This window comes from Salinibacterium sp. NG253, from assembly GCF_015864945.1.
Lineage (GTDB): Bacteria > Actinomycetota > Actinomycetes > Actinomycetales > Microbacteriaceae > Rhodoglobus.
In genome coordinates, this window is sequence record NZ_JADYWF010000003.1 from 40,330 (window position 1) to 58,712 (window position 18,383).

The window sequence follows — 18,383 nt, forward strand, 5'->3', positions numbered from 1 at the left end:
CCGAAGCCACTACCGTTAAAGCATGGCGATCAAGCGAGTAGTAGTTACCGGCGCAAGTTCAGGAATCGGCGAAGCGACTGCACGTCGTTTTGTGAAACATGGCTGGCAGGTGGTTGCTGTCGCCCGACGGGAGGAACGGCTTGCGGCGCTCGCGGCCGACACCGGCGTCGACACCTTCGTTGCAGACGTGACGAAACAGGATGACGTCGAGGCGCTCGCCGCCTACCTGCGTGAGCTTGGCCCCATCCATGCGCTCGTCAACAATGCCGGTGGCGCGCTCGGTGTCGCCAGTGTTGAAGAGAGCGACGCGGATGACTGGATCCGGATGTTCGACGTCAACGTCGTGGGAACCAAGCGCGTAACCAGCGCACTCTTGCCGCTGTTGCGCGAAGCAATCGTTGAGGGCGACACGGCGAGCATCCTTATGATCACGTCAATCGCAGCCTCAGTGCCGTACGAGGGTGGCAGCGGGTATAACGCCGCTAAGTTTGCTCAGCACGCCCTCACCGCTGTGTTGCGGCTAGAGCTCGCGGGGGAGCCGATCCGGGTGATCGAGGTTGCTCCCGGCATGGTGAAGACAGAAGAATTTGCGCTCGTTCGTTTCGGCGGCGATGCAGCCAAGGCCGACACCGTCTATGACAATGTGCCCGACCCGCTGGTCGCCGATGACATTGCCGAAGCGATCGTGCACGCTCTCGAGCTGCCGCCGTTCGTCAACCTTGACCTCGTCACGATTAAGCCGGTCGCTCAGGCGGCACCCTTCAAAATGATCCGCGGTGAGCTGAAGGTTCGTTAGTCGTTGCTGTTTCCGGGGGCTGCCGCAGGTTCGGCGCTCTCGGTCGCAGTGTCGTCCGCTCCGGCCGCTGCTACTGGAACGAGCTCGTCGATCTCGTCCACGACATCGGCGAACGCCAGCTTCGGCACCAAGAACAGCAGCACGGCGGCGACGAGCGCGCCGGCACCACAGATCGTGAAGACCGTGAGGTAGCCGAACAGGCTTGAGGCGGTCTCCGTGACAGCGGATGCCGCTCCCGCCAGCAGAACGATCGCGAAGATCGCCGAGGCGAACGAGCCACCAATCGTCTTGGTCGTGTTGGTGAGAGCGGTTGCGATGCCGGTCTGGCCTCGCGGAGCAGCGGCTGCGGCCGCAGCGGGTAGGGCGCCGACAAGCGCACCCGAGCCAAGACCCGCGATGCTCATGTTGAGGAAGACACTCAGTGCTGTCGCGTGGAACGGCAAGAACATCAAATAGCCAGCTGCCACAAAGAAGGTGGCCACGATGAGCGCGACGCGCGGACTCTTCCACTTCGACAGAATCGGGAAGAGAAGCGCTCCCACAATCATCGAAACGAGGTAGGCGCCGATGATGTACGAAATCTCATCCGATTCCATGCCGAGGCCATACCCGTTGATCGGGTCGGTGCCGGCGAAGGTCGCGAGCGGTGCCTGAGCGCCGAGCAAGCTAATGCCGACGAGTCCCGCCGTGAGCTGAATGGGCCACATGCTCGGGTCGCGCAGCATCCGAAGATCGATCGCGGGGTCTTTCTGGCGCAGTTCGTAACGACCCCACGGGATGAAGGTCGCGACACCGGCGAGCATGACGAGGTAAACCCACCACGCCTCGGGCCCATTGATGCGCAAGAATGTGAGCCCCGACGTGATGAGCAGCAGGCCGATCGTGAGGATCACAAAGCCCCAGAAATCGAGAGTGCGGCCCGGCAGTGGTTTCGATTCGGGGACACCGAACAGGATCACGAAGAAGACGATGGTCACTGCGATGGCCGGGACCATCAGTGTCTGCTGCACGTTCTCGCCGAAAGCCTTGAAGATGCGGCCGCCACCGAGGGCGCCCATGATGGCACCGGCTTCGAGAGCAACCACGAGGAATCCTGCGGCCCGACGGGTCTGTGATGCACCCATGCCAGTCACGCGTCCGCGGTCAAAGATCAGCGCGACTTCGAGCGGGAGCCAGACAACGTAGAAACCTTGCAGAGCCCACGCAATCAAGAAGCTCGTGAAGTCACCCGTGAATGCCAGCCACCAGGTTGCGCCGGCGGTCAGAACGGTCGAAATGAGCAGGATGCGCTTGTGCCCGTGCATGTCGCCGAGCTTCGCCAAAATGGGCACCACAATGGCGCTCAGCAGCAGCTGCGCAGCTTCGAACCAGTTGAAGTCAGCATCGCGGATGCCGAGGTGATCGACAATGTCCGGGATCAGCGGGATGTAATACCCCTGAATAATTCCGCTCACCAGCTCGACAAAGAAGAGGTAGCCGATGAGGCCCATCGTGATGGCCCCGGATTTTCCGCGCAGGAATGACATGAACGGATGCTATCGGTAGACAGGGCGCGCATTAGCGTAGTGACATGGACTTGAGCAGTGTCGACCCCGGGTGGTCTCGCGAATTACACCCGTTAGAGGGTCAACTGAAGGCGATCACGACGTTCCTTGACGCTGAAACTGCTGCCGGGCGGCCGTGGCTTCCCCAACCGGATGTCGTACTGCGCGCCTTCGAAGCGCCCTTCGATGACGTGCGGGTGCTCATCGTCGGCCAAGACCCGTATCCGACGCCCGGGCACGCCGTGGGGCTCGCGTTCTCGGCCGACCGGGCGGTGCGACCGCTACCGCGGAGCCTCGCCAACATCTACAAGGAACTGAACGACGACCTCGGCATCCCGCCCGCAGCGCACCCCGATCTGAGCGCGTGGCAACGCCAAGGCGTGCTGTTGCTTAACAGGGTGCTGACGGTGCAGGCGGGCCAGACGGGCTCCCATCGTCGTCACGGCTGGGAAGAGATTACGGCCCACGCGATTCGGGCGCTCGCGGCGAGGCCGCAACCACTCGTTGCCGTGTTGTGGGGCAAGGATGCGGCATCCGTTGCGCCGTTGCTTGGAGATACGCCAGTCGTTATTAGCGCGCACCCGAGCCCGCTGTCTGCGAGCCGTGGATTCTTCGGCTCGAAGCCTTTCAGCCGAGTGAACGCTGCGCTCGAGGCACAGGGGGCAGCGTCAATTGATTGGCGAATTGACCCGTCACCAGCCCCATAAAATGAGAGTCTCGTCGCCCTCGGGGCGAGACAGTTTTCACCACACACCTTTTTTGTCACGACACCTCGGGAGCAGCCATGGCACACCACTTTAGAGACGCCATCGCAGCGGATGACGCGGCGCTCGCCGACATCTATGGTCACTACGTGAGCACGACCGTCGTCACCTTCGACATCGTGGAGGTCACTCCCGAGATCATGACTGCCAAGCGAATCGGCGTCGAAGAGTCAGGGCTGCCGTTCATCGTTGCGGTCGACGACAATGAGCGAGTGCTTGGCTATGCCGCCATGTTCCCTTGGCGCCCCAAGGCTGCCTACAAGCACACCGTCGAAGGGTCGATCTATTTGTCGCCGGCCGCCACCGGTCAGGGCGTGGGCGGCGCACTGCTCACCGAACTGCTCGATCGTGGACGGCAGATCGGCATCCGCGAAGTCATTGCCGTGATCTCGGATGAGGGCACCGAAGCGTCCGTGCACCTTCACCAGAAACTGGGTTTCGAATCCATCGGGCACCTCACGCGCGTTGGCTTCAAGTTCGACCGCTGGGTCGGCACCTACCTGCTGCAGAAATCGCTCGACGCGTAGCGCTTCGCCCACGAACAAAAACTTCACGAACGCACGGATGCCCGGCCTCCCGCGAGGGGAGAACCGGGCATCCGCGTCTCTGAGTTGTTCTAGCGACCGCAGCCTTCGAGCTACGCCGCGTTGCGCGGAGTTGCCCGCCGCAACAGCACGAAGCCAGCGAAGCCGCTGATCGCCGTGAGCACGAGGCTCCAGGCGGCGACGCCGAGTACGCCGAGGTCGACCAGCGTGGAACCCACGGCAGCCCACGAGTCGGTAAAGGTGGTCAGCGCGATCAGGCCGACGAGGAGCGCCCCGACGATGATGAAGAACATCGTGACGCCGGTTGCCTTCCACCGCACCCAGACCGCAGCAATCGCGGAACCGAAGAAGAGGAAGAACAGGAACAGCACGAACGTAACGAAGATGCGTTCAGGCGCAGATTCACCGAAGTAAATCGGTGCGAACATCGTTCCGCCCATGCCCCAGCCGTTGGTTGCCTTTTCGATTGCTCCGAGCACGGTGAGACCTGTTGTGTAGATCACGGCAAGAGCGATGAAGGCGAGAGCGCTGCCGAGGTAGTAGTCACGACGAGTGACGCCATAGCCGAGTGCAAACGGGAACGTGATGCTGATCGCTTGAATTGCCACCACCATCATGTAAATGAAGATGAAGAAGCTGGATCCACCAAATTCTGTTCCCTCGAGTGCGCCTTCTCTTTGCTCGGGAGAGAGTGCCGAGTAGATCAGCCACCAGATCGTGAGCGATCCGGCAAAGATCACTCCGAGAATGATCCACGGCAAGCCGAGGGTCGTCCAGGGGTTGGCGAAGTGCAGTTTGGTGACACGCGTGATGCGCTTCAGGGGGCTTGCCGGCTGGGCGAGAGCCGTCGTTGTGGTGGTCATGCGCTGGCCTCGAATTCCTTGGTCTCGGTGCGGGTGAGTTCGATGATGAGCTGCTGCAGCGACACCGGTGACAGTTCCAGCCCGGCAGCGTGCGCGTCGCGGCGCTCGCTTTCGCTGAGCCCGGCGACGGTCACGGAGCTGAGCCCGCCGATGCCGTCGCGGTGCAACACTTCGCGGTTGCCGATGAACGCCTCGACGGCGGTCTTCATACCGACAACGTTGGTGGCGCGGTTGCGGAGAGTTTCGGCATCCTCGTTGATGAGGAGCTTGCCGTCGTCGATCACGAGAACGTGTTCGAGCAGGTTGCTCACCTCGTCAATGAGGTGAGTGGAGAGAATCACGGTGCGCGGGTGGGTGGCGTAGTCCTCCAGAAGGCGGTCGTAGAAGATTTGGCGAGCCACGGCGTCCAACCCCAGGTAGGGCTCATCGAAGAAGGTGAGCGGTGCGCGTGAGGCGAGGCCGACGATGACGCCGATGGAGGAGAGCTGGCCGCGCGAGAGTTTCTTGATGCGGCGGTCGAGGGGGAGGCGGAAGTCGGCGATGAGGCGATCGGCAAATTCTTGATCCCAATTGGCGAAGAACCAGGGGGCAGTTTTGAAGACGTCTTTGGGGCGGAAGTCTTCGGGGTAGCGCTGGCTCTCTTTGATGAAGCAGGTGTTCTGCAGAACCTTGGCGTTCTCGACCGGGGGTTGGCCGAACAGTGAGATGGTGCCGCTGGAGGCGAACTCTTGGCCGGTGAGCAGCTGCATGAGCGTGGTCTTGCCGGCACCGTTGCGACCGAGGAGGCCGTAGATCTTGTTCTCTTCGACGGTGAAGCTCACGTCGTTGACGGCATTTACTTTGCCGAAGTGCTTACTGAGGTTAGTGACCTCGATGGTGGGGGTCATGAGTTGTTCGCCTCCTTGGCGATCATCTGGGTGAGTTGGGCAGAGTCGATGCCGAGCTTTTCTGCTTCGGCCAAGAGGGGGCGAACGTACTCGCTGCTGAAGCTGTCGCGGCGGGCACCTTTGAGTTGTTCTTGAGCGCCAGCGGCGACGAACATTCCGATTCCTCGTTTCTTATAGAGAATTCCTGCATCGACGAGCACGTTCACGCCTTTGAGGGCGGTCGCGGGGTTGATGCGATAGAAGGCTGCGAACTCGTTGATCGAGGGAGCCTGGCCTTCTTCGGGCAGTGCGCCGGAGATGATGTCGTTCTCAATGTTCTCGGCGACCTGCGCGAAGATGGGGCGAGAGTCATCCATGTGAGCCTCCTTTCTGAGTGCGGGTGGTGATCTAGCGGTGCCGCAGTGTTGCGGAAACAGTGCGGCGGCTAGTTGGTTAGTTGGTGATGTAACTAACCAACCAGCATCGCGGGTTGTTGTCAACCCCCTTAGGCTGAATCCGTGTCAGAACTTCATCGCCTCACCGCCCTTGAGCAGCTCCATCTCGTGCGATCGGGCGAGCTGAAACCCAGCGAACTCGTGGAGTGCTACCTCGATCGCATCGAACGCCTTAACCCTGAGTTGGGCGCCTTTACGGTCGTGACTCCGGATGCTGCGCGCCAGCGTGCTGCGGAGCTCGAGGCCTCTGGCTCCCGCGCCTCCGCCCTCTGGGGTCTGCCCTCGGGCGAAAAGGACTTGTGGGCCCGCGCCGGAGTGCGCACCGCCTACGGATCGCGCGCCTTCGCCGACTTCGTACCCGAGGTATCGGATGAGATCGCCGACGTTCTCGATGCCGCTGGCGCGATCAGCCTCGGCAAAACAGCGACTCCTGAATTCGGCCTCCCCGCCTACACCGAACCGCTCTCGGATGCCCCGGCCGTGAACCCCTGGGACACCTCGCTGGGCTCCGGCGGCAGCAGCGGGGGAGCGGCCGTCGCTGTTTCTGCCGGTCTCTTGCCTTTCGCGCCGGGCTCGGATGGCGGTGGCTCGATTCGCATCCCCGCCGCCGCGACCGGACTCGTCGGCCTCAAGCCGTCGCGCGGTCGTGTGCCCGCGGGCAGCGGTTTCGGCAGCCTCGGCCAGCTTCCGGTGACCGGGCCCCTCGCTCGCACGGTAGCCGATGCTGCGTTACTCCTCGACGGCATCGCCGGCCCTTCACCGTTCTCGGTTGGCCCGCCCACGTGGGATGGCGGTGCCTTCCTCAACGCCGCAATCCGCGGCGAAGGCACCTTCAACATCGGCGTCATGACGACCTCGCCGTGGGACGACACCTACGAGATCAGCGTCTCGCCCGAAGCTCAGGATGCTCTCGCTCTCGCCCGCACCGCGCTCGACCAGCTCGGCCACGGCAGTGAAGACTTCGCGCTCGACCCCTCACCCGAATACGCCGAAGCCTTCACGGTGCTGTGGCAAGCAGGAGCCGCCGGAATCCCGCTCGATGGCGAACAACTCGAACTCGTGGAACCCCTCACGAAATGGCTCATCGAAAGCGGACGTCGGATGAGCGCGCGCGACGTGGGCGTCGCCATCGCGACGCTGTCTCGGTTCGAGCGCAGCGTCATCCGCCAGTTCTCGACCTACGATGCTGTGCTGACCCCCGCGATGGCCATGACGCCGCGCCCGCTCGGCTGGTTTCATGCCGAGGATGCCTTCGAAAACTTTGCGAAGCAAGTGCAATACACGCCCTGGACAAGCTTCGTCAACGTCTCGGGCCTGCCCGCGATCAGCCTCCCCGTGCACGAAACCGCGGAAGGCCTGCCGATGGGCGTGCAGCTCATTGGCCGCCCCGGTCGCGAAGACGTGCTGCTCGCGATTGGTGCGCAACTCGAGCGCCGCTTCCAATGGGGCTCGCGGCACCCGGCGGTGTTTGGGGCTTAGTCCAGACTCGTTTTCGCGCCGCGGCCGCCTGCCTCGGGTTATGGGCATGTGCCCGGTGACGAATCCGCGGGGCCGATAGCGTGCGATTCAGCTGCGCGACGACGATCGTGGCAGGTAAGCCCACACAATCTGCGCAGCGATCAGAACCACGATCAGAAGTGCGCTGGCGGCCATGAGCCAGATCGACCAGTACCAGATTGTGGACATCCATTCAGTCAGTGTTTTGCTCCAGTCGTGTCCTTGCTCGCGTGCGACCGAAGTGAATCCGAGGATGCCGAGATACAGCGCAAGGCTAATCCCCAAGCCCCAAAATGCGCCGATTGTTGCTCGCTTCATGGAGCCAGCGTACGTTCCGAACCTCGTATGAACAAGATGAATTCTCACAATTAAAAGCGGCAGGGTGAGGGGAGTTGGCGCCGCAGCTTGCGGCTTTCGCCACCCGAGGGCGTCCAGATGGACCGCCGAAATTCGTGGCTTGGAGTCCGCCGAGAGGGCTTCGTAATTTAGGTAAGGCATGCCTATACTGGGATCAATGTTTCCCGAACTCTTCACCCCGCAGATCGCCTGGAATCCCCAGTCGGCTGACCGCGTGCTGCTCGCGGGAGACGAGACCTCGATCGACGCAATCTCGATGATTCTCGCGACATTGCCGGCCCGTTCACGCGGCCAGGTGTTCATCGAGGTCGATTCGGCAGACGACATCCAGCCGCTATCGGCTCCTGGCCGTTTCAGCGTGTGCTGGTTGCTGCGCGAACGCGGCCAAAGCGTTGCCCGCTCGGTCGATGCATGGCTCAGCGAAATGCTGCCCGTTAGTGCCTTCGGCGAGAGCACCGTCTACGCCTGGGTTGCCCATCAGGGCCCCGCACGCCTGCTCAGCTCCAACTAGCTCGCGCCCAGCATCCGCCCGCTAACTCTTCGGGCTGCCTTTCGGCGCACGCGTTGATTTTGCGCGCACGTAGCCACCCAACTCCAGCCCCGCCTCCACCTCAAAGCGGTTCGTCAGCGGGTTCTGCCCGGCCAGCAGATACAGCGGAATAAACCACAGCCCATACTTGCGCCACTGCTCGCGGTGCACAGCCTCATGCGCGAGCACGTTATCGCTCGCGTTGTCGCAGGTCAGATACACGGCGCCAATCGTGGTTCCGCCACGACCGAAGGCCCAGCGAGGAACATGCTCGGCAACGATAACGCCGCCCTGAGAACGCACCCGCAAACCGCTCAACACGCCACCCCACAGCAGCCCGGATGCCGTAGCAAACCAGTAGCCGGGTCGCGTGACCACGGGGTGCAGCAGCACTCGCTGAGCGCGCGGATTGTGTTCGGCGCGCGCGAGAGCGTGCCCGAGCCGCGTGCCCAGCGTTATCGCTCGGCTCACGGGCGCCCGATGGTTTCGAGCAGTCGCAGCCAGACCTCACTGATCGTGGGGTACGAGGGGACCGCGTGCCAGAGCCGCGCGATGGGAACCTCGCCGACGATAGCGATGGTGGCCGAGTGCAGCAGTTCCGCGACATCCTGACCCACAAAAGTCGCGCCGATGATGACCTGACGTTCGCGGTCAATCACGAGTCGCGCGTGGCCTTCGTAGCCGTCGGCCTGCAGGCTCGCGCCGGCAACCCAACCAATGTTGTAGTCAACGACCTGCGCGTCGATGCCTTGCTTCTCGGCATCCTGCGACATCACACCGACCGAAGCGACTTCTGGGTCGCTGAACGTGACTTGCGGAACAGCGCCGTGGTCGGCTGTCGCAACATGCGCACCCCACGGGGCGTCATCTACAGGTTTGCCGTTGGCGCGCGCGGCAATCACATCACCGGCAGCACGGGCCTGGTACTTGCCCTGATGAGTGAGCAGCGCGCGGTGGTTAACGTCACCCACGGCGTACAGCCAGTCAGTGTCGTGCACGAGCATCGTGTCGTCAACCGAGAGCCAGTCGCCCGGAGTGAGGCCAACGCTCTCAAGCCCAATGTCGTTCGTGCGCGCGGCGCGACCAGTAGCAATGAGAACTTCGGATGCCGTAAAAGTGGCATCGTCGGTAGTGATCACGACGCCGTCAGCGGTGCGTTCCACGCTCGTGGGGGAGGCCGCAACGATCGTGACGCCGCGCTCCTTGAGCGCCTTCGCTACCATTTCGCCGGCGAAGTCTTCTTGACCGTGGAGGAGTCCGCTGCGGGCAAACAAAGTGACTTCGGCACCGAGGTCGAGGTAGGCAGTGGCCATCTCGACGCCCACAACGCCGCCGCCGATGATGGCGAATGATTCGGGAACAACTTTCACCGAGGTCGCTTCACGCGGGGTCCACGGCTTCGCGTCGATCAAGCCGGGAATGTTGGGGAGCTTCGGGTCGGAGCCGGTCGCGACGACGACGGCATGATTCGCCGTGAGGGTCGTGACAGTTCCGTCGTCAGCCGTAACGGTGACCTTCTTCTCTCCGTCGAGGCGAGCGTGACCACGCTCGAGCCCGATTCCCGCTTTCTTCACCCACTTCACTTGACCAGCGTCATCCCAATTGCTGGTGAAGCTGTTGCGGCGCGCGAGGAGAGCTTCGACGTTGATGCCACCGGTGACGGCTTCGGCGGCGCCCGGTAGCTTCTCGACAGCACGAAGTGCGAGACCGCTGCGGATGAGGGCCTTCGATGGCATGCAGGCCCAGTACGAGCACTCACCGCCCACGAGTTCGCTCTCGATCAGTACGACGCTGAGCCCGCCCTGAACGGCGCGATCGGCAATGTTTTCACCAACCGCTCCTGCTCCAATGACAATGACATCCCAGTTGTTCTCGGTCATTTCGAACTCCTTCGCGGTGGTGGTGCGCGTGTTGCCGGGGTTGGTTGCGCCGGCGATCCTACTTGCCGATGAACTCGGCGGTCGTGCGGGTCATAAAGGCTTCCATGCCAATTCTGGCATCTTTACTCTGGGCAACGGCTACGAGCGCGGGCTGAAGGCCAGCCTCAGCGGCGGCATCGCCCTCGCGAATCGCAAGATTGGCGTTGGCGAGCGCTGCCTGAACCGCGAGGGGAGCCTGGGCTGCGACGCGGTGCGCCAGTTCAAGCCCGCGCGCGTACTGCTCACCGTGCGGAACAACCTCTTGCACCATCCCGATTCGGTACGCCTCGGCAGCATCGAAGCTGTCGCCGGTGAGAATCCAGCGCATCGCATTTGACCAGCCGACCTGGCGGGGAAAGCGAATGGTGGCTCCGCCAAAGGGCAGGATGCCACGCGATACTTCAACCTGACCGAAGACGGTCGAGTCGGCGGCAACCGCAATGTCGCTCGCCAGCAGCAGCTCGATACCGAGCGTGAGGCACGTGCCCTGCACCGCAATCACGACGGGCTTCGAGAGTTTCTCGCCCGAGACCTGCCACGGGTTGATGCCACCCTCGGGAACCATATCGAGCCCATCCGCTCCGATGCGCGGGCCGATGTCGGCAAGGTCGAGGCCGCCAGTGAAGTGGTCGCCGTGAGCAAAAACGAAACCTGCCCGCAGCTCGGGGTCGCGCTCGAGCTCGCCGTACGCAAGCGCCAGCTGCTGCAACATCTCCATGTCGGCGGCATTGCGCTTGTCGGTGCGATTGAGTCCGATGAGCAAGACGTGACCGTCTCGCTCCACAGTGATTTTGGGCGTGCTGGTGTTGGCGTCAGTCATGTCTTCAGACTACGACTCACCGACTGTTCTGTCGCCGGATGCTGGCGATAAGCTCATACCCACACCAACTTTTCGGAGGCTCCTGTGTTGCGTTCCGCAATCCTCGTACTTACTCTCGCGTCGACGGCGCTCATCGCCGGCTGCTCGAGTGAGCCTCCGGTAGAAGTCCCCGCGAGTGAGATCGCTGCCACGGCAGCAGGCGCGCTTGAACAGACCACGGGAGAACTGCCCGAAATGGACTGCGGTGACGACAGCATCCCGCTCAAGAACGGCACCAAGCTCGATTGCGTGCTCACCGACACCACGCTCGGTGAAGACTTCGACAGCCGTGTCACACTCAGTGATGTCGACGGCGCGAACTACTCGGTTTCTGTCGAGGTCTCTGAAGAACCACGCGAATGAGTGTTGGCGCTGCTGAGGGCGCCAATCAATCGCAAAATGGTCGGCAGATCATCCACGGCATGGGCTGCGGATGACGGCGCAAACTCCGTGATGCCCGCTCCCGCAAGCGGGAACTTCGCGAGCACCGCGCGAATGGCCTCGGTGAGCGCGGACGCTTCGAGCCCGAACGGCACGGGGGAGCCGAGCCCGGCCAAGGCGGCAGGATCGAGCACGTCGAGATCGATATGCAGATAGACGCTGTCCGCACCGGTGGCGGTAATGGCCTCGAGCAACGCTTCGGTTGAGAAGGTGGCAGGGCCGAGCATCCGGATGTCGGACTGCGTGATGTATTCATCTTCAGCAGTATCGATCGAGCGCACTCCGGCGAGAATGACCCGATCAGCGCGCACCGGATGCTCGGGAACAAGTTCAGCCGGCCCGTCACCCAGCAGGGTGCGCAACACCATGCCGGTGAAGGCGCCAGACGGGCTGGAAGCCGCAGTGTGCAGATCGGGGTGCGCGTCAAACCACACCACGGCCGGTTGCTGAGCACTCACATGCTCGATCGCGGCGAGTTCAACGCCACAGTCACCCCCAATCGTGAGGTGGGGTGTGTCATCGGCAGCGAGAGCGTTGCGGGTGCGGTCACGCACGAGCAGCAGCGAACTGTAGCGGTGGATGCCCGTGCCCTGGTGGTCGCCCGCCTCAAGCGGGACATCGACGGAGCGAGTCGCTGCGGAGGGAAGATCTCCCCGAATCGACTCGGCTCCGTCGACCAGTTGCATGGCTCGAGAAGAACCCGAACCCTGCCACTGGGGCACGACAACATAAGTGAGTGCCATGGTGTGAACTTTCGTGCGGGCGAACTATTCGCCGGCGGTGAGTGCCTGAGCGCCGCCAGCCTTGAGAGCAGCGAGTCGTGCTTCAACTTCGGTGACCTTGCCGAGGTCTTCGAGACCTTCGAACTGAGCATCGAGGCTAGATGCGGCGAGCTCCTGCTGACCGAGAACCTTGGCTTCTTCGCGACGGATCTTGTCTTCGAAACGACCGAGGTCACTCGTGGGGTCGAGGAGGTCGATCGACTTGAGGGCGTCGTGCACCTGCGACTGGGCTTCAACCGTCTTGGAGCGGGCAACGAGCTCATCGCGCTTCGACGTGAGTTCGCTCAGCTTGGCGCGCATTCCGTCGAGGCCGCTCTTGAGCTGGTCAACGACTTGCGTCTGTGCAGCGATCGTGGGGGCAGCAGCGCGAGCTTCGTTCTCGGCAGAAACCTGACGCCCGATAGCTATCTTGGCGAGGTTGTCGAACTTGTCGGCATCAGCGGCATTGCCGGCGGCGCGAAGTTCGTCTCCCTTGACGCTGGCGGCAAGAGCCTTACGGCCCCAATCTGATGCAGCCTCGCGGTCTTCGGCGTGGTCCTGCTCCATGAGGCGCAAGTTGCCGATGGTCTGAGCGACAGCGCTCTCCGCATCCGCAATGGAATTGGTGTAGTCACGAACCAGCTGGTCGAGCATGAGCTGCGGGTCCTCAGCCTGATCGAGGATTGAATTGATGTTCGCCTTCACCATTTGTGAAATACGACCGAGAATCGACTGCTTTGCCATGCGAAGTGCCTTTCGTGAGTTTTCGAAGAAACCGTACTTAGAATCTACCGCCGCGACTGCGACCGCCACCACCGCGTCCAGAACTTCCACTGGAACGTCTACCGCCGCCACCCGAGAATCCGCCCGAGCGAGAGCCCCCGCCCCACGAACCGCCACTGGACGGTCGTGACGACCGCGATCCGAGGCTGCCACCGATCAAACCACCGATGATGCCGCCCAAGAGGTCGCCACCGCCGCTGCCGCCAACCGCGCCACCCAGGCCGCCAAGCATTCCCGAACCGGAATTGCTGCCCGTAGAGAACTGCGACACCTCACGCTGAGCGAGGTCATAGGCGCTTGCCGCCAACTGGTCAGCCTGGCGCGCATGCGTCAACGCCGTCACAGGGTCGGACGTCTGCAAAGCCAACGCCTGCTTGAACTGACGGTCTGCTTCGCTGATTCTCGTTCGTGCCGTCGCCCCCACACCGCCACGGCGGGTGGTGATGAACTGCGCTGTGGTCGTAATACGGGACTGCGCTGCGGCCAAAGCCGCCGACAGCTGTGTCGCGGCGTGGGCGAAGGCAGCCTGCTGATCGCGCACCCCTACAAAAACTGTCTCGAGTGCAGCGTTGGCATCGCCCAGAGTGCTGAGGCTCGCCACCGGGTTATTCGTCGCGGACTGCGCCGTCGCGAGAGCCGCTCCGGCAGCCGCGATCGCCGGCTGCAACGCTCCGGCAGTGGCATCGTTCGGCAGCGCGCGAGCAGCCGCAATATCGCCAGTGGTGTCAGTGATCGTGGCTGCAAGCTGCGTCTCGGCAGACTGGAGCTCTGTCGCCAAGGAATCAACGGCATCCATGAGTTGGATGGCCTGGCCGAGTTCTGCCTGAGCCGTGCGAACACCGACAGCGGCCTCGCTCGACTTCTGGGCCTCGATGGCAGCGCTGGCGGCGGTGGAATCGGCAACGGCCGAGGCGAGCAAGGCGCGAGCGCGTTCACCATTGTCAGTCACGGCTTCGATAGCAACCGGCGCATAGCGACCTCGGAGCGCTTCGAGGGCGCTCTCGGTTGCGGGCAATCGCTCCGACGCCTTCGCGATTAGCGTGGACGTCTCGGCGAGGGCTGCGGGGGCATTCGTTTCGAGCTTGCGCAGCTCATCGAACGCGGCCGCTTGAGCATCAAGCAAATCGTCTGCCCGCTCACACAGCTCGATGATCTCGATCGTCATCGCCCGCTTCTGCTCAGCAGTCTCGGGCTCACTGTCATCGAGCTTCTGACGGATGCGGAACGCCTGCGCCACCGCAGCGCTCGCCTCTTTCAGCGATGCTGCGAAGTTAGTCGTGGCTGCCGCGCCAAACTGGGCCTCAGCAAAACCGAGCTCTTGCTCGCTTGTCTTGAGAGCGTCATCCAGCTCGACCAGCGCACTGCCGGCCCGGCGGTCGAGTTCCTCTTGCGACACGCTCTCGACAGGGGAGCCAGCAGCTGCACCTGTGTTGCCGCGGCGGCGAACACGGTAAAACACGTAAGCGCCAACACCAACCACAGCCGCGCCGCCCACGATCGGCAACACCGAAATGCCGCCACTCGACGACTCGGTCGTGCCGGATTCCGTGCCAGCGCCAGTGCCCGCAGCACCATCGCCCGCGAGCGAGTCTGCGCCAGCGATCGCAGCCTGTCCCCAATTGTCGTCGCGCAGTTGCGACTCAATGGCGGCTTCCGCTGCATCCAACTGGGCATCGGTGACGGGAGCGTCGGCGGCAACCGACAGCGCGTACTGGCGCTGCGAGACGGCAACCGCAAGCAGGAGATCGTCGTCACCTAGCCCGTTAGCTTCTGCCGTGGCATCCGCCCAATCGATGGGAGCGGAGGGGTTGGTGAACTCGTCGACATAGACAACAAAGAGTTGGATGCCGGCCCGGTCATACAACGAATCCAGCGCATCGGTGACGTCGCCGCTATCGCCCGCAAGCACCCCAGCGGTGTCGATGACATAGGCACCATCGAGGCTCACTGGGTCGTCGGCCAGGGCGGGGCTTGCGGTTAGCAAAGCTAGCGCCGCAGCGAGGGCAAAAACGGTGCCCAATCGTGCCTTCACGGGATGCTCCTTCGTCGACAAAAGTGACACGGCGAGTCTAACGACAGGAACCTTGGGTTATTGCAGAACGATCGGCATCTGTTCGCTGCGTACCTCAGCGGCGGCGCCGTCGGCTGGGTCGGTGGGCACGAACGCGAGTGTGCTGCTGACCGCATACGTGCCAGGGGCAACCATTCCGCCCGTGTCGATGGTGGTGCAGTCGTAGATGGCGATAGCCACGGAGAATTCGATGCTTTGGCCAGGCTGCAAATTCACCGGCATCACCGACAGAATCTGTGCGTCGGGGCTGTGGGAAATAACGATGGAATCGTCGAGGAGATTCACGTCAGGCACCGACGCGGTTGTCCCCTGCACGGGGGCATCCGAGTCATTGGTCAGTCGTACCGTTCCGAAGGCGCTGCCCGACGCCACGACTTCTGCCGGTAGTTCGAGCTCGAGCGTCAAGCCGAAGGGCGACGCGGACTCCACCGGAATCGTCTCACCACACAGGCCAAAAGCGCGGGAATCATCGGGAGCGGCCTGCGCTGCTCCTGCGTCCGACGAATCCGCGGCCGACTCCGGAGCAGAATCGTCCGCCAACATACTCACCGCCGTATCACTGCTCGAGAACAGCGGAATAACGCTGGCTCCCGTAAAGATCAGTGAACTCACCGCGAGTGCGCTCACCAAGCCGACTGCCCACTGGCGCGGACGACGGCGCGACTTGCTGCGCGAGATAATGGCAGCAGTGTCAATCGCAATTGCGGGCGGTTCGCCCGACGTCAGGTGTGCGCGAAGCTCGTTTTCATCAACCACGGTGGCCTCCTACGGTGTCGGCAGCATCGTGATCAAGGCTCACAGCCATGCGGCCGAGGGCATCGCTCAAGTAACGTTTCACAGCGCCTGAGCTGATATCCAGCGTCGCAGCGATGTCATCCACCTTGAGGTCTTCGTAATAGCGCAGCACGATGCAGGCGCGCTCGCGGGGGCGCAACTTCATCAGCTGAGACTGCAAATCTAAGCGAGCCTCGGTGTCGGCATCCGCAGATTCGTGGATGTCGGGCTCCACCGTGAGGTGGGCAATCTTGCGCCAGCGGCTGATCTTTCGACCGCGGTCAAGGTAGGTGTTCAGAATCGCTCGACGCACATAGGCTTCGGCGCTGGCGATGCCGAATCCGTTGCGCAGGCGACCGAATGTTTTCACGAGGGCATCGTGCACGAGGTCGGAGGCGTCGTCACGGTTTCCCGAAATCAGGTACGCGTAGCGCGCTAGTGCTTCGCCGCGCTCTTCGACGAGTTGTGTAACTACGTCTTCCCAGCGGGCAGGGGTGTTTTCGGTCTCAGTCACTGAGCCCCTCCTCGCCGTCGTCTCTATCATGGCCGAGGAATGGCCAATAGTTAGCGCAATTGTGGTCACACTAGTAAAGACGAACGGCGAGGCGGTTTCGTTGGTTAGCTCTGGAGACGTGTTTTCAGGTGCTCAAGTTGGCGAGAAACTGCGGCAGGAACACGGCCGTCGAAGGTTGCAAAGAATTCTTCGGTGGCTTCGGCTTCGGCCATCCACGAGTCGTTATCGATCGCGAATAGCTGTTCCATGGTGTCATCGGCGAGTTCAAGACCATCGATGTTGAGGTCGCCTTCACGCGGCATCAACCCGAGAGCGCTTTCGCGGGCGGCAACCGTGCCGTCAACACGGTTGAGAATCCATTCGAGCACGCGCGAGTTTTCGCCAAACCCTGGCCACAAGAAGGAGCCGTCGGCACCCTTGCGGAACCAGTTGACTTGGAAAATGCGCGGCACCGTGCCGGATCCGCGGAGATCCTGGCCGACCGAGAGCCAGTGGGCCCAATGGTCTGCCATGTTGTATCCACAGAACGGCATCATGGCGAACGGATCTCTCCGTAGTTCGCCAATGGTGCCTTCGGCAGCCGCCGTCCGCTCAGATGAGATAGTGGCGCCCAGGTAGACGCCATGCTCCCAATCTCGTGCCTCCACCACTAGCGGCACGTTGGTCGCGCGGCGACCGCCGAAGATTATGGCGTCAATAACGACGCCCTGTGGCGATTCCCAGTCATCTGCGATGCTGGGACATTGTGCTGCTGCCACAGTAAAACGTGAGTTCGGGTGAGCCGACGGGGTGCCAGATTCTGGCGTCCAGTCGTTACCCTGCCAATCGATTAGGTGCTCGGGCACCTCATCGCTCATGCCTTCCCACCACACGTCGCCGTTGTCTTTCAAACCGACGTTGGTGAAAACAGTGTTGCCCCAGATGGTGTCCATCGCGGTCTCGTTTGTGGCGTAGCCGGTGCCCGGTGCCACTCCAAAGAAGCCAGCTTCAGGGTTGATGGCGCGCAGGCGGCCGTCAGCTCCCTTGCCGAGCCACGCGATGTCGTCGCCGATCGTCTCGGCCTTCCAGCCGGGGATGGTCGGCTTGAGCATGGCCAAGTTGGTCTTGCCACAGGCGCTGGGAAATGCTGCCGCGATGTGGAAAACGCGACCGCGGGGGTTGGTGAGCTTGAGGAGCAACATGTGCTCAGCAAGCCAGCCCTCTTCGCGAGCGATAACCGAAGCGATGCGCAGGGCGAATGACTTTTTCGCGAGAATCGCGTTGCCACCGTAAGCGGAACCGAACGACCAGATTTCGCGAGTCTCGGGGAAGTGGCTGATGTACTTGGTCTGGTTACAGGGCCACGGCACGTCAGCCTGACCGGCTTCCAGCGGTGCACCGACCGAGTGGATGGCGCGCACCCATTCAGTGGAGTCATCGATGGCATTGAGCACGGCGGTTCCCATTCGCGTCATGATGCCCATGCTCATGACGACGTAGGGGGAGTCCGTTACCTGCACGCCGATCTTGGCGAGCGGGGAACCGAGCGGGCCCATCGAGAACGGAACAACGTACATCCGACGACCGCGCATGCTACCGGCGAAGAGGCCGTCAAGCGTGTTGCGCATTTCTGCAGGCTCTGCCCAGTTATTGGAGGGGCCAGCATCTGCTTCGTCGGCAGAGCAAATGAAGGTTCGCGCTTCGACGCGGGCGACATCGCTCGGGTCGCTGCGGGCGAGGTAGCTGTGGGGGCGGTACTCGTCGTTGAGACGGGTGAGCGTTCCGGCAGCAACCATTTCGGTTGCGAGCTCGTCTGCTTCCTCTGCGCTGCCGTTGCACCAGACAATATCGTCGGGCTGTGTGAGGGCGGCGATCTGTTCCACCCACGTGATAACACTCTGGTTTGTTCCGTCGGGTGCGGAGAAGTGCGTTCTTGTCATCTCGGCGATGCTCATTTCTACCTTCCGCTGAAGAGTTGTAGTGCTGAAAAAACTGTTGTTATTCGATGATGACGCAGTTTTACTTGTGATGTTGGCGAACGGAGTGGAAAGAATCACTGTTCTTTA

The 18,383-nt window shown here is 62.4% G+C and carries 20 protein-coding genes; 6 read left to right on the plus strand and 14 right to left on the minus strand.

Annotation, left to right across the window (positions count from 1 at the left end; all coding sequences use genetic code 11):
- Window positions 1–22 precede the first annotated feature (22 nt).
- Window positions 23–796 carry an SDR family oxidoreductase gene (locus I6E52_RS13055; RefSeq protein WP_197139095.1) on the plus strand — a complete coding sequence of 258 codons (774 nt, stop codon included), beginning with the start codon at window positions 23–25 and terminating at the stop codon, window positions 794–796.
- On the opposite strand, the gene I6E52_RS13060 is transcribed toward I6E52_RS13055, so the two are convergent.
- The gene (locus I6E52_RS13060; protein WP_231602201.1) at window positions 793–2,322 is read right to left on the minus strand and encodes an MFS transporter; all 1,530 of its coding nucleotides are present in this window, start codon (window positions 2,320–2,322) and stop codon (window positions 793–795) included. The genes I6E52_RS13055 and I6E52_RS13060 overlap by 4 nt on opposite strands.
- Window positions 2,323–2,366: 44 nt before the next feature.
- On the opposite strand from I6E52_RS13060, the gene I6E52_RS13065 reads away from it, so the two are divergent.
- Window positions 2,367–3,047 (plus strand): uracil-DNA glycosylase, encoded by a 681-nt coding sequence (locus I6E52_RS13065; RefSeq protein WP_197158134.1) that lies wholly within the window; start codon window positions 2,367–2,369, stop codon window positions 3,045–3,047.
- 77 nt (window positions 3,048–3,124) lie between these two features.
- Window positions 3,125–3,631: a GNAT family N-acetyltransferase gene (locus I6E52_RS13070; RefSeq protein WP_197158136.1), complete on the plus strand. Its 507-nt coding sequence runs from the start codon at window positions 3,125–3,127 to the stop codon at window positions 3,629–3,631.
- 110 nt (window positions 3,632–3,741) lie between these two features.
- Here the strand turns inward: I6E52_RS13070 and I6E52_RS13075 are convergent, their stop codons facing one another.
- From I6E52_RS13075 to I6E52_RS13085, 3 genes are read right to left on the minus strand one after another with little or no spacing between them, the layout of a single operon-like run.
- Window positions 3,742–4,512, minus strand: coding sequence for an ABC transporter permease (locus I6E52_RS13075; RefSeq protein ID WP_197158139.1), 771 nt, complete (start codon window positions 4,510–4,512; stop codon window positions 3,742–3,744).
- A complete protein-coding gene (locus I6E52_RS13080) occupies window positions 4,509–5,399 on the minus strand; it encodes an ABC transporter ATP-binding protein (RefSeq protein ID WP_197158141.1) in 891 nt (296 codons plus the stop codon). Before I6E52_RS13080 ends, I6E52_RS13075 begins: the two co-directional genes overlap by 4 nt.
- A complete protein-coding gene (locus tag I6E52_RS13085; RefSeq protein ID WP_010205039.1) occupies window positions 5,396–5,755 on the minus strand; it encodes a GntR family transcriptional regulator in 360 nt (119 codons plus the stop codon). The genes I6E52_RS13080 and I6E52_RS13085 overlap by 4 nt, the downstream gene beginning before the upstream one ends.
- Window positions 5,756–5,896: 141 nt before the next feature.
- Between I6E52_RS13085 and I6E52_RS13090 the strand changes: the two genes are divergently transcribed.
- Window positions 5,897–7,312 (plus strand): amidase, encoded by a 1,416-nt coding sequence (locus tag I6E52_RS13090; protein WP_197158143.1) that lies wholly within the window; start codon window positions 5,897–5,899, stop codon window positions 7,310–7,312.
- 87 nt (window positions 7,313–7,399) lie between these two features.
- Here the strand turns inward: I6E52_RS13090 and I6E52_RS13095 are convergent, their stop codons facing one another.
- Window positions 7,400–7,648: a hypothetical protein gene (locus tag I6E52_RS13095; RefSeq protein ID WP_197158145.1), complete on the minus strand. Its 249-nt coding sequence runs from the start codon at window positions 7,646–7,648 to the stop codon at window positions 7,400–7,402.
- A 196-nt stretch (window positions 7,649–7,844) separates the two neighbouring features.
- Here I6E52_RS13095 and I6E52_RS13100 point away from each other — a divergent pair, with 196 nt between their 5' ends.
- Window positions 7,845–8,198: a siderophore-interacting protein gene (locus I6E52_RS13100; protein WP_010205043.1), complete on the plus strand. Its 354-nt coding sequence runs from the start codon at window positions 7,845–7,847 to the stop codon at window positions 8,196–8,198.
- A 21-nt stretch (window positions 8,199–8,219) separates the two neighbouring features.
- On the opposite strand, the gene I6E52_RS13105 is transcribed toward I6E52_RS13100, so the two are convergent.
- The 3 genes from I6E52_RS13105 to I6E52_RS13115 are packed head-to-tail and all read right to left on the minus strand — an operon-like array spanning window position 8,220 to window position 10,955.
- Window positions 8,220–8,687, minus strand: coding sequence for a hypothetical protein (locus I6E52_RS13105; RefSeq protein WP_307842544.1), 468 nt, complete (start codon window positions 8,685–8,687; stop codon window positions 8,220–8,222).
- Window positions 8,684–10,096 (minus strand): NAD(P)/FAD-dependent oxidoreductase, encoded by a 1,413-nt coding sequence (locus I6E52_RS13110; RefSeq protein ID WP_197158147.1) that lies wholly within the window; start codon window positions 10,094–10,096, stop codon window positions 8,684–8,686. Before I6E52_RS13110 ends, I6E52_RS13105 begins: the two co-directional genes overlap by 4 nt.
- 58 nt (window positions 10,097–10,154) lie before the next feature.
- Window positions 10,155–10,955: a crotonase/enoyl-CoA hydratase family protein gene (locus I6E52_RS13115; RefSeq protein WP_197158149.1), complete on the minus strand. Its 801-nt coding sequence runs from the start codon at window positions 10,953–10,955 to the stop codon at window positions 10,155–10,157.
- A gap of 84 nt (window positions 10,956–11,039) precedes the next feature.
- Here I6E52_RS13115 and I6E52_RS13120 point away from each other — a divergent pair, with 84 nt between their 5' ends.
- A complete protein-coding gene (locus tag I6E52_RS13120) occupies window positions 11,040–11,357 on the plus strand; it encodes a DUF4333 domain-containing protein (protein WP_197158151.1) in 318 nt (105 codons plus the stop codon).
- Here I6E52_RS13120 and I6E52_RS13125 read toward each other — a convergent pair.
- The 6 genes from I6E52_RS13125 to I6E52_RS13150 form a co-directional block, all read right to left on the minus strand.
- Window positions 11,315–12,178, minus strand: coding sequence for an arginase family protein (locus I6E52_RS13125; protein WP_197108970.1), 864 nt, complete (start codon window positions 12,176–12,178; stop codon window positions 11,315–11,317). The genes I6E52_RS13120 and I6E52_RS13125 overlap by 43 nt on opposite strands.
- Before the next feature lie 24 nt (window positions 12,179–12,202).
- Complete coding sequence (locus I6E52_RS13130; RefSeq protein WP_197126522.1) at window positions 12,203–12,940, minus strand: PspA/IM30 family protein; 738 nt, start codon at window positions 12,938–12,940, stop codon at window positions 12,203–12,205.
- A 37-nt stretch (window positions 12,941–12,977) separates the two neighbouring features.
- Entirely contained in the window at window positions 12,978–15,011 is a 2,034-nt protein-coding gene (locus I6E52_RS14495) for a TPM domain-containing protein (RefSeq protein ID WP_197158153.1), read from the minus strand.
- A gap of 57 nt (window positions 15,012–15,068) precedes the next feature.
- Window positions 15,069–15,806: a hypothetical protein gene (locus I6E52_RS13140; protein WP_197158155.1), complete on the minus strand. Its 738-nt coding sequence runs from the start codon at window positions 15,804–15,806 to the stop codon at window positions 15,069–15,071.
- On the minus strand, window positions 15,799–16,338 hold the full coding sequence (locus I6E52_RS13145; protein WP_197158157.1) for a sigma-70 family RNA polymerase sigma factor: 540 nt from the start codon (window positions 16,336–16,338) through the stop codon (window positions 15,799–15,801). Before I6E52_RS13145 ends, I6E52_RS13140 begins: the two co-directional genes overlap by 8 nt.
- A gap of 104 nt (window positions 16,339–16,442) precedes the next feature.
- Window positions 16,443–18,272 (minus strand): phosphoenolpyruvate carboxykinase (GTP), encoded by a 1,830-nt coding sequence (locus I6E52_RS13150; RefSeq protein ID WP_197158159.1) that lies wholly within the window; start codon window positions 18,270–18,272, stop codon window positions 16,443–16,445.
- Window positions 18,273–18,383 lie beyond the last annotated feature (111 nt).

Coding starts and splice junctions, on each gene's coding strand:
- I6E52_RS13055 (WP_197139095.1), top strand. CDS start 23: ATGGCGATCAAGCGAGTAGTAGTTACCGGCGCAAGTTCAGGAATCGGC.
- I6E52_RS13060 (WP_231602201.1), bottom strand. CDS start 2,322: ATGTCATTCCTGCGCGGAAAATCCGGGGCCATCACGATGGGCCTCATC.
- I6E52_RS13065 (WP_197158134.1), top strand. CDS start 2,367: ATGGACTTGAGCAGTGTCGACCCCGGGTGGTCTCGCGAATTACACCCG.
- I6E52_RS13070 (WP_197158136.1), top strand. CDS start 3,125: ATGGCACACCACTTTAGAGACGCCATCGCAGCGGATGACGCGGCGCTC.
- I6E52_RS13075 (WP_197158139.1), bottom strand. CDS start 4,512: ATGACCACCACAACGACGGCTCTCGCCCAGCCGGCAAGCCCCCTGAAG.
- I6E52_RS13080 (WP_197158141.1), bottom strand. CDS start 5,399: ATGACCCCCACCATCGAGGTCACTAACCTCAGTAAGCACTTCGGCAAA.
- I6E52_RS13085 (WP_010205039.1), bottom strand. CDS start 5,755: ATGGATGACTCTCGCCCCATCTTCGCGCAGGTCGCCGAGAACATTGAG.
- I6E52_RS13095 (WP_197158145.1), bottom strand. CDS start 7,648: ATGAAGCGAGCAACAATCGGCGCATTTTGGGGCTTGGGGATTAGCCTT.
- I6E52_RS13100 (WP_010205043.1), top strand. CDS start 7,845: ATGTTTCCCGAACTCTTCACCCCGCAGATCGCCTGGAATCCCCAGTCG.
- I6E52_RS13110 (WP_197158147.1), bottom strand. CDS start 10,096: ATGACCGAGAACAACTGGGATGTCATTGTCATTGGAGCAGGAGCGGTT.
- I6E52_RS13115 (WP_197158149.1), bottom strand. CDS start 10,955: ATGACTGACGCCAACACCAGCACGCCCAAAATCACTGTGGAGCGAGAC.
- I6E52_RS13125 (WP_197108970.1), bottom strand. CDS start 12,178: ATGGCACTCACTTATGTTGTCGTGCCCCAGTGGCAGGGTTCGGGTTCT.
- I6E52_RS13130 (WP_197126522.1), bottom strand. CDS start 12,940: ATGGCAAAGCAGTCGATTCTCGGTCGTATTTCACAAATGGTGAAGGCG.
- I6E52_RS13150 (WP_197158159.1), bottom strand. CDS start 18,272: ATGAGCATCGCCGAGATGACAAGAACGCACTTCTCCGCACCCGACGGA.